This window comes from Accumulibacter sp., from assembly GCF_029255285.1.
Taxonomy (GTDB): domain Bacteria; phylum Pseudomonadota; class Gammaproteobacteria; order Burkholderiales; family Rhodocyclaceae; genus Accumulibacter.
Window position 1 is genome coordinate 38,431 of the sequence record NZ_JAPUVI010000002.1, and the last position, 14,318, is coordinate 52,748.

Sequence of the window (14,318 nt, forward strand, 5' to 3'; positions counted from 1 at the left end):
GACATCATGAGCTTTACGCTGCATGGGCTGCCTGTCTCCGGCGGCATCGCGATCGGCCAGGCGCATCTCATGTCGCACGCGACACTTGAGGTGTCGCATCTGGTCATCGCTCCTCGCTTGGTCGACAGGGAGGTGGCTCGTTTCGAAGCGGCGGTGGCGCGCGTACGCGAGGAATTTGCCAACCTCAAGGAGCGCATGCAGCACGCCTCGACGGAGTTCGGAGCGTTTATCGACCTGCATACGATGATCCTTTCCGATCCGGAACTGGCCGAGACCCCCAAGCAACTGATCCGCGAGCGTCGCTGCAACGCCGAATGGGCGCTGGTGCAGCAAATGGAGATCCTGGTCGGCCAGTTCGAACGTTTCGACGACCAGTATCTGCGCGAGCGCAGTTACGACGTACGCCAAGTCGTCGAGCGCGTGATCAAGGAACTCGTTGGCCAGCCCGGCCGGATGTCGCTCAGAACGGGCAAGGGGATCAAGGAAGAAAATCTGATCGTCGTGGCGCACGATCTCTCGCCGGCCGATGTGATTGCCTACAAAGAGCACCATTTCGCCGCCTTCGTCACCGATGTCGGCGGGTCTACCTCGCACACGGCGATTCTTGCCCGTAGCCTGCGCATTCCGGCAGTCCTCGGTCTGGTCAACGCGCGGCAGCTGATCCGCGACAAGGAAGTCCTGATCGTCGACGGGACACGCGGCGTGCTGATCGTCAACCCGGACGTGCGCGTGCTCGAGGAGTACCGCCTCCGCAAGAGCCAGATCGAGCTCGAGCGCAGCAAGCTCCGGCGTCTCAAGACCGCCAGGTCGGTGACGTTGGATGGCGTCGATATCGACCTGCATGCCAATATCGAGCTGCCGGGCGATGTGGCCAACGCGCTCGACGGCGGTGCCGAAGGTATCGGTCTGTTTCGCACCGAGTTTCTCTTTCTCGACCGCGGCGACATGCCGACCGAGGACGAGCAGTTCGAAGCCTACCGGGCGGTGGTCAAGGGGATGGGCGGGAGGCCTGTCACCATACGGACTTTCGATCTCGGTTACGACAAGGACCTGCATCCGGAGAAAGTTCAGGGGGACCGGCTGCAAAGCAATCCGGCGCTCGGCTTGCGGGCTATCCGCCTGTCGCTCGCCGAGCCCAAGATGTTCCAGACGCAGTTGCGGGCGATCCTGCGAGCATCCAAGTACGGCAAGATCAAGCTCTTGATTCCCATGCTTTCGCAAGCGCACGAGATCGACCAGACCTTGGCCGCGATCGAGCGTGCCAAGTCGAGCCTGCGCAGCGAGCGGGTCGGCTTCGACGAAGCGACGCCGGTCGGCGCGATGATCGAGATCCCGGCGGCGGCGCTGGCCGTCGGCCTGTTCCTACGGCGTGTCAATTTTCTGTCGATCGGCACCAACGACCTGATCCAGTACACACTGGCGATCGATCGGAGTGACGAGCAGGTGGCGCACCTCTATGATCCGCTGCACCCGGCGGTGCTGATGCTGCTGGCGCATACCATCGCAAGCGCCGAAAAGGTCAACATCCCGGTTTCGATCTGTGGCGAGTTGGCCGGCGACCCATCGCTGACGCGCCTGCTGCTCGGCATGGGTTTGCGCCAGTTCTCGATGCATCCGGCGCATGTTCTGCTGGTCAAGCAGCGAATCATGCAGAGCAACTGCGCCGAACTGGCGCCCATTGTTCGTCGCCTGCTCCGCCACGAGGAGCCAACCAAGATCCGTGAGCAACTCGAGAAGCTGAACGCCTGATGTCACCAAGTAATTCCGTCGGCGTTGTCGTGCCGCGCAGCGTGGACTTCGACGAGCCGTTGACTCTCAAGAGTGGCGCTTCTTTGCCGGGGTTCTCGCTGGCTTTCGAAACCTACGGCACGCTCAATGCCGAGCACTCGAATGCGGTTCTTGTCTGCCACGCCCTTTCCGGCAGCCATCACGTTGCCGGCGTGTATGCCGACGATCCCGAGAGCGTCGGCTGGTGGGACAACCTGGTCGGTCCGGGCAAGCCGCTCGATACGCGAAAGTTCTTCGTTGTCGGGGTGAACAATCTCGGTGGCTGCTACGGTTCGACCGGACCGCTGTCGATCAACCCGCAAACCGGAAAGCGCTACGGGGCCGACTTTCCACTGGTCACGGTCGAAGACTGGGTGGCGGCACAGGCCAGATTGGCCGACCACCTGGAAATCCGGACTTGGGCGGCGGTGATCGGCGGCAGCCTCGGCGGCATGCAGGCCATCGAGTGGTCTCTGCAGTATCCTGATCGTATCCGCCACGCCGTGGTGATCGCTTCGGCGCCCAAACTGTCGGCGCAGAACATCGCTTTCAACGAGGTCGCCCGGCAGGCGATCCTCTCAGATCCCGATTTCCATGGCGGTTACTACGCCGACTACGGTGTCGTTCCGACCCGAGGTTTACGTCTGGCGCGAATGGTTGGCCACATCACCTATCTTTCGGATAGTCAGATGGCCGAAAAATTTGGCCGACAACTACGTCACGGCGAGCACAAGTTCAGCTATGACGTCGATTTCGAGATCGAGTCCTACCTGCGCTACCAAGGGAACAAGTTTGCCGGCTTTTTCGATGCCAATACCTATCTGATGATGACCAAGGCGCTCGACTACTTCGACCCGGCCTATGGTTACGACGGCAATCTGGCTGCGGCTTTCGCGCGTGCGCGTGCCAGTTTCTTCGTCGCCAGTTTCTCGACCGACTGGCGCTTCGCGCCGTCGCGTTCGCGAGAGATCGTCTTTGCTCTGCTGCACAACCGACTGCACGTCGTTTACGCGGAGATCGACTGTGACGCGGGGCATGACTCCTTTCTGCTCGACGACCAGCACTATCATGCTCTCCTTCGCGCCTACCTGGAGAACATCAGCGTATGACCGAGCAAGAAAGGAGAATCCGGGCCGAGCAGCGAGAGCGCTTCGACTTCGCCGTCATCGCGAACTGGATTCCGCCGGGCGAACGCGTACTCGACCTCGGCTGCGGCGACGGACGGCTTCTGCGATACCTGAACGAGACGCGCGACGTTTCCGGCTACGGCGTCGAGATCGATCACGACAGCGTTCTCGGTTGTATCCGCAACGGTGTGGACGTGATCCAGATGGACATCGAATGCGGGCTTTCCGGTTTTGAGGACCAGTCTTTCAATCACGTGATCATTTCGCAAGCGTTGCAGACGATGCACGCCACCGAGCGCATTCTGGGCGAGATGTTGCGGGTGGCCGAGGAGGCGGTGGTCAGCTTCCCCAATTTTGCCTACCGCACCAATCGCGTTGCGATCGCTGAGGGGCATATGCCGGTTTCGGAAGACCTGCCTTACGACTGGTTCGATACGCCGAACGTGCGTTTCTTTACGATCGTCGATTTCGAGCAACTCTGCGCCCGACTCGGCATCGAGATCCGCGAACGCCTGGCCTTCGATGAGGCAGGACACGAAGTGTCCGATGATCCCAACCTGAACGGCAGTCTCGCATTCTATCGGCTGGGGCGAGAAGCCTGATGCCCGGCGCACTGCGTCTGCTGCTTACCCGGCGGATGCTGATCTGTGTGTTTACCGGCTTCAGCTCGGGTTTGCCGCTGTACCTGCTGCTCAATCTGCTGCCGGCCTGGTTGCGCAGCGACGGCGTCGATCTCAAGACCATCGGCTTCTTTGCCTTGATCCAGTTTCCCTATACGTGGAAGTTTCTCTGGTCGCCGCTGCTTGATCGCTACCACCTGCCGCTCGGTCGCCGGCGGGGCTGGACGCTGCTGTCACAAATCGGTCTGCTGGTTTCGATCGGCTTGCTCGGCGGTTTCTCGCCGGCCAGCCATCTGACGCCGGTAGTCTGGCTGTCCGTGCTCCTGGCTTTTCTGTCGGCAACGCAGGACGTGGCACTGGACGCCTTTCGGCGCGAAATACTTAGCGACGAGGAACTGGGTCTCGGCAATTCGGTGCACGTCAATGCGTACCGGATTGCTGGCCTGGTACCCGGGTCGCTGTCCTTGATCCTGGCCGATCTGCTTCCCTGGTCGCAGGTTTTCTGGATTACCGCCGCATTCATGCTGCCGGGCATGGTGATGGTGCTGGCGGTTGGCGAACCACCGCCGGTCGGCGCACCCAAGAACCTGCGCCAGGCGGTCGTCGAGCCTTTTCGCGAGTTCATCGGCCGCCAAGGCTGGCGCGGGGCGCTACTGGTGCTGGGTTTTATTTTCCTGTACAAGCTCGGCGATTCGTTGGCGACGGCGCTGTCGACGCCGTTCTATCTCGATCTTGGCTACAGCAAGACCGACATCGGCGTAATCGCCAAGCACGCCGGCCTCTGGCCAGCGGTTTTCGGTGGCCTGCTCGGCGGACTGTGGATGGTTCGCTTGGGAATCAACCGCGGGCTATGGCTGTTCGGCCTGGTCCAGTGGGTGACCATCCTCGGTTTCGCCTGGCTGGCGTGGCGTGGCGCCCAGCCGACCATCGACAGTTTGGACCGGGCAGCGCTGGCTGGGGTGATCTCGGCCGAGTATCTGGGGGTCGGACTCGGTACGGCGGCTTTCACCGCGTTTATCGCGCGCGCGACCAATCCGGCGTTCACGGCGACTCAGTTCGCCCTGTTTACCAGCCTGGCCGCGGTTCCACGAACGTTCATCAACGCCAGTGCCGGCGCGCTGGTCGAATCGGTCGGCTGGGTCAGTTTTTTCCTGCTCTGTTTCCTGCTTGCCGTCCCCGGCATGCTGCTGCTTCTGAAGGTTGCGCCATGGAACGAGACGCCTCCGTCGCCGCCGCACTGATCGACGCTGCCCAAGCGTTGTCTGCCCGACTTGCCACTCTCCGCTTCGCGCCGCCGGTGAGCCACGTCTACAACCCGCTGACCTATGCCTGGGCGGCGCACGAAACGTATTTGCGGCGCTATGCGGCAAGCGGTCGGCGAGTCCTGTTTCTCGGCATGAACCCCGGCCCTTTCGGAATGCTTCAGTCCGGTGTGCCTTTCGGCGAAATCGCGGCGGTTCGCGACTGGTTGGGAATCGCCTGCGCCGTCAGACGGCCCGTCTTGGAAAATCCTGCGCGGCCGATCGAAGGCTTTGCCTGTGCGCGCTCCGAAGTCAGTGGGCGACGCCTGTGGGGACTGTTTCGGGAGCGTTTTGGAACGGCCGACGCGTTTTTTGCCGAGCATTTCGTTGCCAACTATTGTCCGCTGGCTTTTTTCGATGGCGCGCGCAACCTGACGCCGGACAAGCTGCCGTCCGCCGAGGCGGCGCCGCTCCAAGCCGTCTGTGACGCGCATCTGCAAGCCGTGGTCGACGCGATGCAGCCGGAGTGGGTGATCGGCCTGGGCGGCTTCGCCGAAGCGCGTGCCCGGTCCGCGCTGGCCGGCAAAAAGCCAATAATCGGCCGCGTTTTGCATCCCAGTCCGGCAAGCCCGCTGGCCAACCGCGGCTGGGCTGAAGCGGCGACCAAACAACTCTGCGCGTTGGGGGTCTGGGAGTAGTAGAGTCGGGCGGCTCGCCAGCGTCCTGTGGAACGACGGTCGCGGTCGCTTTGGCCGGCTACGGTGGCGAGGCCAGGCCAAGCGCGTGGAGTTGTCGGCGCAGCAGGCGCCAAGTACGCCAAAAGAAGAAACCGCGTCTTGTCCATCGCCAGAGGCGCTTCGGCTGCAACACGACCAGCGCGGCGGCACCGGCGACGACAATTTCCGGGTGTTGCCCGAGGTAGTCGCGTCCTCTACGCACGCCAGCGAGGCCGCGATCGACCGTGCGCAGGGCGTCGCCCACGGGCTGTAGTTGCTGGCCAAGCGTCCCGCGCTGCATGCTGATCCGTTCGAGCAGCCGGCCACGCCGGACGGCCAGATCAATTTCCTCTTGTTTCATCGCGGGCAACCGCCTGCAGTTCGTCGAGGTCGTTGCCGATCTCCGCCAGGCTGGCCGAGAACATGTGGTCCCGGCTCACAATGGCGCGTCGCAGGAGTGAGTAGGCCACGCCGGCTATGGCAAAGAAGAAGGCGCAGAAACCGCCCAGTACGGCGACGCGATCGTCCCAGAACACGACGACGAGCAAGGCTACGCCGATAATCGTGCCGAGCGCCAAGCAAAAGGCGAGGAGTTGCGAGACGAGCAACAGGCGGATAGCCCGCAGCTTTTCCTCCTTGAGTTCGATACCGAGGAGTTCGAGCCGCGTTCGTCCGGCAGAGAGCAGCGTTGCGGCGCTGTTCTTGGCGGCGGCGAACAGGCCGCCGCCACTGCCGCGAGGTTCGCTCATCAAATCGTTGGCAATCTAGCGGCGACCGATGATTACACCGAGAAGCAGGCCGACCGCCGCGGCCACGCCAACGGCGCGCCACGGATTCTCGTGCACAAAATCATCGGTCGCGCGCGCCGCCGCCTTGGTTCGGTCGACCAGCGCCGCTTCGGCATCGGCCAGGCGCAGTTTGGCGTCGCGCAAGCGTTCGCCAATACGTTCGCGCAGGTCGCCCATCTTCTCGCCGGCAACTCCAGCGGTGGCGCGCAGGATTTCCTCGGCGTCGGCGACCACGACCTTCATGTCGGAGACGAGTTTTTGCTTGTTGGCGTTGGAGAGTTCGGAAACTTCGGACATGACGGACCTCACAATGGAAGATGATGACGGGAAGAGCGGCGATGCAACAGGAAAGACGACTTCCAGGAGACGCTCAGATTATAGAAATCCCGAGTCGAGATCAATGCAAACGATGAAAAGGCTCATGACGAAAGGCGCTCAGTCGCTATTGTCGGCCGGCAGCGCGTAATCGTAGTCGATGGTCAGCGGAGCATGGTCGCTGAAGCGTTGCGCCTTGTAGACGGCGGCACGTCTGGCCTTGTCGGCCATGCCTGCGCTTGCCAACTGGTAGTCGAGTCGCCAGCCGACGTTCTTGGCCCACGCCTGACCACGATTCGACCACCAGGTGTAGGATTCCTCGGTGCTGTCCGGATGCAGCTTGCGGTACACGTCGTGCCAGCCACCCGCTTCGAGCAGCCGGCTTACCCAGGCGCGTTCTTCAGGCAGAAATCCCGAATTCCGTCCGTTGCTTCGCCAGTTCTTGAGGTCGATTTCTCGATGGGCGATGTTCCAGTCAGCGCAGACGACCAACTCGCGTCCGCTGTTCGCCAGTCCGACGAGATGCGGGTACATAAACTCCATGAATCGAAACTTGGCTTCCTGCCGTTGTTCCGAGCTGGAGCCTGACGGCAGATAGAGCGAGATGACCGAGAGGGGGCCGAAATCGGCGCGCAGATAACGCCCTTCGCGGTCGAACTCAGCGCTTTCCAGAACGTCGATCACCCGGTCGGGTTTCCTTCGGCACCACAGTCCAACACCACTGTATCCTCGCCTGTCGGCACAGCGGTAGTAGGTGTGGAGGCCGTCGGGGGCGCTCATTTCATCGGTCAGGTCGGCTGCCTGAGCCTTCAGTTCCTGTAGGCAGACGACATCGGCCTTCTGCGCGAGGAGCCACGGCAGGAAGCCCTTTCGCCATGCCGATCGAATACCATTGAGGTTGCAGGTAATGATGCGTAACATAGAAGACTATCCTTGAGATAATCAGGGTCGAGAAACGGTTTTTATGGACTTTCGTCAGGAATTTATTGCGTTTGCGGTCGCGCAGGACGTACTTCGCTTTGGTGCTTTCCGAACCAAGGCGGGGCGTTTGTCACCTTATTTTTTTGATACCGGTGGCTTCGCCGATGGCCGGTCGCTGGACCGATTGGCCGAATTCTACGCCAAGGCGATCTGCGCCAGCGGGATTGCCTTCGACGCACTGTTCGGCCCGGCCTACAAAGGGATCCCGCTGGTCGCGGCAACCGCTGTCGCCTTGGCAAGGAGCGGGCGCAATCTGCCCTACTCGTTCAATCGCAAGGAGGCTAAGGACCATGGCGAAGGCGGCACGGTGGTGGGCGCACCGCTGTCGGGACGGGTTTTGATCGTCGACGACGTGATCTCGGCCGGAACATCGGTTCGCGAATCGGTCGAACTGATTCGCGCCGCCGGGGCGACGCCCTGCGGTGTGGTGATCGCTCTCGATCGCATGGAAAGGGGGAGCGGCGAGCTGTCCGCCGTGCAAGAGGTTAGGCGCGACTACGGTATGCCGGTTCTTGCCGTCGCCACGCTCGACGATCTGCTGGCTTTTCTGCACCAGGAAGGCGCGCCGAGCGACGAACTGCGCGCGAGGGCCGCTTCGGTGGCACGCTATCGGCGGGAGTACGGCGTTGCGCCGAACACCTGAAGCCCTTCTTCTCTTGCTGCTCAGCTTGGCCGCTGCCGGAGCGAGCAGCGCTGGCCCGCGGATTTTCTGCTGTCACGATGAGTCGGGCAAACAACTGTGCGGCGATATTTTGCCGTCTGCCTGTTATGGGCGTGCCTATCGGGAACTGGGTGATTCCGGCCGCACGGCGCGCCAGGTGGACGCGCCGCTGACCGCCGAGCAGCGTGCTCAGCGAGCAGCGGAGGAACAACGGCGCAAGGAGCAGGAGCGCGTGCTCAACGAGCAGAAGCGGAAGGATCTGGCGCTGCTCAACACCTACTCCAGTGAGAAGGACATCGAATTGATGCGCGGCCGCGCCGAGCGCGACCTGGCGGCGGCGATCAAGGCGGCCGAAGACCGCATCGTCGAAATTCGCCGACAGCGCAAGAAGTACGAGGACGAGGCGGAGTTCTACCGGAATCGGCAGTTGCCGGCGGAGGTGGCCAAGGGCTTGCGCGATGCCGATTTCGAGATCGGCGCGCAGGAGTCGGTGATCGAATCGAAGAAGCGCGACCAGGAAACAATGCGCGCGAAGTACGACGAGGATTTGCGCCGTTACCGCGAACTCTCCAGGCGGCCCACGGCGCGTCCCTGAGTCAGCCTGCGCCGCGGGCGGCGGATATCCTGGCGCACAGCGGCTAGGAAGTTGAGGTCAGTTTTCGCCGCAACAGTTCGCTGATCCGCTGTGGGTTGGCCTTGCCCCGGGTCGCTTTCATGGCTTGACCGATAAGCGCGTTGAACGCCTTTTCCTTGCCCGCCCGGTATTCGGTGACCATCGCCGGGTTGGCGGAGACGACCTCGTCGATCAGCGTTTCCAGGGCGTCCTGGTCCGTGATCTGCTGCAGACCCTGCCGGGCAATGATCTCGTCGGCTGACTCGCCTTCGCCGTTCCACAGGGCATCGAAAACCTTCTTCGCGAGGCTGTTCGAAATCGTCCCGTCGCCGATGCGCGCTATCAGGCCACCGAGTTGTTGCGCCGAGACCGGCGACTGGCCAATGTCGTAGTCCTCCCTGTTGAGGCGGGCGGCCAGGTCGACCATTACCCAGTTGGCGCAGAGCTTGGCATTCGCGCTGCCGGCAGCGGCGACGACAGCTTCGTAGTAGCGCGCGGAGTCGAGCGATGCCGTCAAAATCCTCGCGTCGTAGGCCGAGAGACCGTAATCGGAGACCAACTGATCGCGTTTGGCGGCCGGCAACACGGGCATTTGCAGGCGTACCCGGTCGATCCACGGCTGATCGATGACCAGCGGCAAGAGATCGGGATCGGGGAAATAGCGATAGTCGTGCGCGTCTTCCTTGCTGCGCATGGCTCGTGTTTCGCCGCTCAGCGGGTCGAACAGCACTGTCGCTTGCTCGATGTGGCCGCCCTCTTCGAGCGTCGCGATCTGCCACTGTACCTCGTAGTCGATCGCCTGCTGCATGAAGCGAAACGAGTTCAGATTCTTGATTTCGCGTCGGGTTCCGAAGGCGGTCCGGCCGCGCGGGCGTACCGAGACGTTGGCGTCGCAGCGGAACGAGCCCTCCTGCATATTGCCGTCGCAGATCCCGATCCAGCGCACCAGGGCATGCAAGGCTCGTGCGTAAGCGACGGCTTCGGCCGCCGAGCGCATGTCGGGTTCGCTGACGATTTCCAGCAAAGGGGTTCCGGCACGGTTGAGATCGATGCCCGACTTGCCGCGGAACTGAGGACCCAATTCCTCATGCAGCGACTTGCCGGCATCTTCCTCGAGGTGGGCTCGCGTCAGGTGAACGACCTTCTCCGTTTCTGCTACCTGAATCGCCAGCCGGCCGCCGATGACCACCGGCAGTTCGTATTGGCTGATCTGATAACCCTTCGGCAGATCGGGGTAAAAGTAGTTCTTGCGCGCAAAGACCGATCGTGGAGCGATTTCGGCATCGACGGCAAGGCCGAAGCGGATGGCGCACTCGACCGCCGCCCGGTTGAGAACCGGCAGGACGCCGGGCAGCGCAATGTCGACCGCGTTGGCCTGAACGTTCGGTACGGCGCCGAAGGCCGTCGGACTACCCGAGAATATCTTGGATTGGGTAGACAATTGCGCGTGCGTCTCGATGCCGATGACGACTTCCCATTGTTTCATCGCGGCTTTCTCGCTATTCAAGGACAGACTATGCCGGCCGGTGCACGCCGGTACGAGCGGGCACGGGAGCGGTGCTGACGAGACTCCGCCGGATCACGTGGCCGAGCACTCGCCGAAACCGGTCGGCGATTTCAGGTGCCAGTCGCTGGCTTGCTGATAACGGTGTGCCACGTCGAGCAGTCTGGCCTCGTCGAAATAGTTGCCGATCAGTTGCAGTCCGACCGGCAGCTCGCCGGCTAAGCCGCAGGGAATCGAAATTCCCGGCAGGCCGGCCAGGTTGACGGCAATAGTGTAAATGTCCGAGAGGTACATCTGCACCGGATCAGCCGCTTTTTCCCCGAGTCGGAAAGCGGTGCTGGGGCTCGTCGGCCCGGCAATCACGTCGCATTGCCGGAAGGCCTCGACGAAGTCGTTCGCAATCAGGCGGCGAATGCGCTGCGCCTGCAGGTAGTAGGCGTCGTAGTAGCCATGCGACAGGACATACGTGCCGATCAGGATGCGCCGCTTGACCTCGGCGCCAAACCCTTGAGCGCGAGTCTTGCAATACATGTCGTCGAGATCACGATAATCGCTGGCTCGATGGCCGTAGCGAACACCATCGAAGCGCGCCAGATTGGAACTGGCTTCGGCCGGTGCGATCACGTAGTACGCGGCGACCGAAAGCGACATGTTCGGCAGGCGGATGGCGACCGTATCGGCACCCAGTGAGCGGTACTCGGCGAGCGCGGCATCGACCTGCTTCATCACTTCCGGATGACAACCGTCGCCAAAGAACTCCGCTGGCAGACCGATCTTCAGTCCGGCCAGGGGCCGCGCGCCGGAGGCGGTGTTGATTGCCCGGCTGTAGTCCTCGGTCGGCCGGTCGAGGCTGGTCGAATCGCGTTCGTCGAAGCCGGCCATGGCGTTGAGCAGTATGGCGCAATCGGCTGCCGAACGACCCAGAGGGCCCGCCTGGTCGAGTGAAGAGGCAAAAGCAATCATTCCGTAGCGGGAAACGACGCCATAAGTGGGCTTCATCCCCGTCAGGCCGCATAGCGCGGCCGGTTGCCGGATCGAGCCGCCGGTATCGGTACCGGTCGCCGCTGGTGCGAGACGGGCGGCGACGGCGGCCGCTGAGCCGCCGGAGGAGCCGCCAGGAACACATTCCGGCTGCCAGGGGTTTCTGACCGCTCCATAGAACGACGTTTCGTTCGACGAACCCATGGCGAACTCATCCATGTTCGTCTTGCCGAGCAACACCGCGCCCGCCGCCTTGAAGCGGGCGATCACCGTCGCATCGTAGGGGCTGACGAAGTTGCTCAGCATTTTCGACCCGCAGGTGGTGAGCCAGTCCTTGGCGCAAAAGATGTCCTTGTGTGCCAGCGGGATTCCGGTCAGCGGGCCGCCATCGCCACGCGCCAGTCGCTCGTCGGCGGCACGTGCCTGAGCCAGGCTGGCGGCCGGGTCGACGGTGATGAAGGCATTGAGTTGCGGATTGTGGCGGCTGATGCGGTCGAGATACAGTCGAGTCAGCTCGACGCTGGAAATCCGCTTCGTGGCCAGCGCGCGTGCGAGATCAGTGAGGTTGCGTTCGATCATTCGATAACCTTCGGCACGAGATAGAGGCCCGCCTCGGTTTCCGGTGCCACGGCCTGAAAGGTGGTCCGCTGTTCAAGTTGATCAGTTTCGCTGACACGGTCGGGACGCAGGCGTTGCGCGACATCCTGCGCATGTGCCATCGGCTCGACACCCTGGGTATCGACCGCCTGCATCGTTTCGATCAGGGCGAAAATCTCGTTCAGGTGGCAGAGCGTGTCGTGTGCCTCGGCTTCGCTGAGTTCGATCCGCGCCAGGTGGGCGACGCGATGGACCTGTTCTGGGGTGAGCGACATGGTGGCCAAATCACTGAGGTGTTAAACGGAGAGCCATATAAGGTATCATAAAAGTTTTTCCCACCGCAGCCCCTCGGTTCGGGGCCAACACGGATTTGGCAAGCATGTTCAGTTTCCTGCGCAGTTATTTTTCGAACGATCTGGCGATCGATCTCGGTACCGCCAACACGCTGATCTACGTGCGATCGAAGGGTATCGTGCTCGACGAGCCTTCGGTGGTCGCCATTCGTACCGAAGGCGGGCCGAGTTCCAAGAAGACGATCCAGGCCGTCGGCAAGGCGGCCAAGGAGATGCTCGGCAAGGCGCCCGGGGCGATCACCGTCATTCGGCCGATGAAAGATGGCGTGATCGCCGACTTCACCGTGACCGAGCAGATGCTCAAGCAATTCATCAAGAAGGTCCATGACTCCAAGCTGCTGTCGCCTTCGCCGCGCATCATCATTTGCGTGCCTTCGGGTTCCACTCAGGTCGAGCGCCGCGCCATCCGCGAATCGGCCATCGGCGCCGGCGCGAGCCAGGTGTTCCTGATCGAGGAGCCGATGGCGGCAGCGATCGGTGCCGGCCTGCCGGTTGCCGAGCCGACCGGCTCGATGGTGGTCGACATCGGCGGCGGGACGACCGAAGTCGGCGTCATTTCTCTCGGCGGAATGGTCTACGCTGGTTCGGTGCGCGTCGGTGGCGACAAGCTCGACGAGGCGATCATGAACTACATCAGCCGCAATTACGGCATGCTGATCGGTGAAAACACGGCGGAAAACATCAAGAAGAAGATTGGTTCTGCCTTTCCGGGGGCCGAAGTGCGCGAGATGGAAGTTTCGGGAATCAACAAGGCGGAGGGCATCCCACGCAAGTTCACCATTTCGTCGAACGAGATCCTCGAAGCGCTGACCGAGCCGCTGAACAGCGTGGTTTCGGCGGTCAAGTCGGCGCTCGAGAAGACGCCGCCCGAACTCGGAGCCGACATTGCCGACAAGGGGATGGTGCTGACCGGTGGCGGAGCACTGCTGCGTGATATCGACCGTTTGCTAATGGAGGAGACCGGCCTGCCGGTGATTGTCGCCGAGGAGCCGCTGACCTGTGTCGCGCGAGGCTGCGGTCTGGCCCTCGAGAAGATGGACAATCTGGGCAGCATTTTCGCGTCCGATTGACCTCGAGCGGCGCCTTCGCCGCGCGTCGCCAGCTTCGATGTCTGACTGATGGATCACCAGCCGCCACCGTTCTTCAAGCGCGGGCCGGCACCCGTGGCATTGCTCTCGTTCTACGTCGCTCTGTCGGCTGTGCTGCTGATTGTCGATGCGCGTCTGCAGACCCTGGAAGTGCTGCGCCAGGCCTTGTCGATGTTTACCCACCCGGCGCAGCAGTTCGCTCACCTGCCGGCACAGGTGATCGACAATGCTACTGACTACTTTGTCAGCCTGGCGCGCCTGCAGGAAGAAAATGCCCAGTTGAAGCGTGGTCGGCTCGACAACGTCACCACCTTGCTTCGAACCCGGCAACTCGAGGTCGAGAACGAGCGCTTGCGCAAACTGCTTGGCGTCAAAGAACGCCAGCAGGCAAGCGGCCAAGTGGCACAGATTCTTTACGCGGCGCGTGATCCGTACTCGCGGCGCATCGTCGTCGACAAAGGTCAGCAGGACAAGGTGGTCGCCGGGCAGCCGGTCATCGATGATGCCGGTATCGTCGGCCAGGTGACTCGGGTATACCCCTTCGTCGCCGAAGTGACCCTGATTACCGACAAGGAACAGGCGGTCCCGGTGCAGATCGTGCGTACCGGTTTGCGTTCGGTCGTCTTCGGTCTCGGGAACGGACAACTCGAGTTACGTTTTCTGCCGGCCAACGCCGACGTCCAGAATGGCGATGTCCTGGTGACATCAGGTCTCGATGGCGTTTTCCTGCCCGGTTTCCCGGTCGCCAAGGTGGTGCACATCGAACGCGACACCTCCTACTCGTTCGCCAGGATCTTCTGTATGCCGCTCGCCGGCGTCGAGAATTTCAGCGAAGTCATGGTCCTCGAGCCGCGCCCGGCTCTTGCCTTGCCCGAGGAACTGGCGCGCGAGGCCGCGCGTCGGGATGCCAAGCCCGGGGCGAAGTCGGGGCCGGCGAAGAAGAAGCGCATAAAAAGGGATTGAGCA

16 protein-coding genes are annotated in these 14,318 nt (G+C 62.3%); 9 read left to right on the top strand and 7 right to left on the bottom strand.

Annotation, left to right across the window (positions count from 1 at the left end):
• Positions 1–6: 6 nt before the first annotated feature.
• The 5 genes from ptsP to Q1M07_RS00290 are packed head-to-tail and all read left to right on the top strand — an operon-like array spanning position 7 to position 5,453.
• Positions 7–1,749, top strand: a complete 1,743-nt coding sequence (gene ptsP, locus Q1M07_RS00270; RefSeq protein ID WP_300449179.1) for a phosphoenolpyruvate--protein phosphotransferase — start codon at positions 7–9, stop codon at positions 1,747–1,749.
• Complete coding sequence (locus Q1M07_RS00275; protein WP_300449180.1) at positions 1,749–2,876, top strand: homoserine O-acetyltransferase; 1,128 nt, start codon at positions 1,749–1,751, stop codon at positions 2,874–2,876. The genes ptsP and Q1M07_RS00275 overlap by 1 nt, the downstream gene beginning before the upstream one ends.
• The gene (gene metW / locus Q1M07_RS00280; RefSeq protein ID WP_300449181.1) at positions 2,873–3,496 is read left to right on the top strand and encodes a methionine biosynthesis protein MetW; all 624 of its coding nucleotides are present in this window, start codon (positions 2,873–2,875) and stop codon (positions 3,494–3,496) included. Before Q1M07_RS00275 ends, metW begins: the two co-directional genes overlap by 4 nt.
• Complete coding sequence (locus tag Q1M07_RS00285) at positions 3,496–4,755, top strand: AmpG family muropeptide MFS transporter (protein WP_300449182.1); 1,260 nt, start codon at positions 3,496–3,498, stop codon at positions 4,753–4,755. Before metW ends, Q1M07_RS00285 begins: the two co-directional genes overlap by 1 nt.
• A complete protein-coding gene (locus Q1M07_RS00290; protein WP_300449183.1) occupies positions 4,722–5,453 on the top strand; it encodes a uracil-DNA glycosylase family protein in 732 nt (243 codons plus the stop codon). Before Q1M07_RS00285 ends, Q1M07_RS00290 begins: the two co-directional genes overlap by 34 nt.
• Before the next feature lie 58 nt (positions 5,454–5,511).
• On the opposite strand, the gene Q1M07_RS00295 is transcribed toward Q1M07_RS00290, so the two are convergent.
• The 4 genes from Q1M07_RS00295 to Q1M07_RS00310 all read right to left on the bottom strand — a co-directional run bounded on the left by Q1M07_RS00295 (position 5,512) and on the right by Q1M07_RS00310 (position 7,495).
• The gene (locus tag Q1M07_RS00295; protein WP_300449184.1) at positions 5,512–5,832 is read right to left on the bottom strand and encodes a YqjK-like family protein; all 321 of its coding nucleotides are present in this window, start codon (positions 5,830–5,832) and stop codon (positions 5,512–5,514) included.
• On the bottom strand, positions 5,813–6,220 hold the full coding sequence (locus tag Q1M07_RS00300; RefSeq protein WP_300449185.1) for a phage holin family protein: 408 nt from the start codon (positions 6,218–6,220) through the stop codon (positions 5,813–5,815). The genes Q1M07_RS00295 and Q1M07_RS00300 overlap by 20 nt, the downstream gene beginning before the upstream one ends.
• Positions 6,221–6,235: 15 nt before the next feature.
• A complete protein-coding gene (locus tag Q1M07_RS00305) occupies positions 6,236–6,556 on the bottom strand; it encodes a YqjD family protein (RefSeq protein WP_300449186.1) in 321 nt (106 codons plus the stop codon).
• Positions 6,557–6,694: 138 nt separating this feature from the next.
• Positions 6,695–7,495, bottom strand: coding sequence for an exodeoxyribonuclease III (locus tag Q1M07_RS00310; RefSeq protein ID WP_300449187.1), 801 nt, complete (start codon positions 7,493–7,495; stop codon positions 6,695–6,697).
• Between the two features lie 43 nt (positions 7,496–7,538).
• Here Q1M07_RS00310 and pyrE point away from each other — a divergent pair, with 43 nt between their 5' ends.
• Both pyrE and Q1M07_RS00320 read left to right on the top strand, forming a co-directional pair.
• On the top strand, positions 7,539–8,198 hold the full coding sequence (pyrE, locus tag Q1M07_RS00315) for an orotate phosphoribosyltransferase (RefSeq protein ID WP_300449188.1): 660 nt from the start codon (positions 7,539–7,541) through the stop codon (positions 8,196–8,198).
• Entirely contained in the window at positions 8,182–8,811 is a 630-nt protein-coding gene (locus Q1M07_RS00320) for a hypothetical protein (protein ID WP_300449189.1), read from the top strand. The genes pyrE and Q1M07_RS00320 overlap by 17 nt, the downstream gene beginning before the upstream one ends.
• Before the next feature lie 43 nt (positions 8,812–8,854).
• Here Q1M07_RS00320 and gatB read toward each other — a convergent pair whose 3' ends face one another.
• From gatB to gatC, 3 genes are all read right to left on the bottom strand, one after another.
• A complete protein-coding gene (gene gatB, locus Q1M07_RS00325; RefSeq protein ID WP_300449190.1) occupies positions 8,855–10,315 on the bottom strand; it encodes an Asp-tRNA(Asn)/Glu-tRNA(Gln) amidotransferase subunit GatB in 1,461 nt (486 codons plus the stop codon).
• Between the two features lie 93 nt (positions 10,316–10,408).
• Positions 10,409–11,893, bottom strand: coding sequence for an Asp-tRNA(Asn)/Glu-tRNA(Gln) amidotransferase subunit GatA (gatA, locus tag Q1M07_RS00330; protein ID WP_300449191.1), 1,485 nt, complete (start codon positions 11,891–11,893; stop codon positions 10,409–10,411).
• Entirely contained in the window at positions 11,890–12,186 is a 297-nt protein-coding gene (gene gatC, locus Q1M07_RS00335) for an Asp-tRNA(Asn)/Glu-tRNA(Gln) amidotransferase subunit GatC (RefSeq protein WP_300449192.1), read from the bottom strand. The genes gatA and gatC overlap by 4 nt, the downstream gene beginning before the upstream one ends.
• A gap of 104 nt (positions 12,187–12,290) precedes the next feature.
• On the opposite strand from gatC, the gene Q1M07_RS00340 reads away from it, so the two are divergent.
• Together Q1M07_RS00340 and mreC are read left to right on the top strand one after the other, a co-directional pair.
• Positions 12,291–13,334 carry a rod shape-determining protein gene (locus Q1M07_RS00340; protein ID WP_300449193.1) on the top strand — a complete coding sequence of 348 codons (1,044 nt, stop codon included), beginning with the start codon at positions 12,291–12,293 and terminating at the stop codon, positions 13,332–13,334.
• 48 nt (positions 13,335–13,382) lie between these two features.
• A complete protein-coding gene (mreC, locus tag Q1M07_RS00345; protein WP_300449194.1) occupies positions 13,383–14,315 on the top strand; it encodes a rod shape-determining protein MreC in 933 nt (310 codons plus the stop codon).
• The last annotated feature ends 3 nt before the right edge of the window (positions 14,316–14,318 follow it).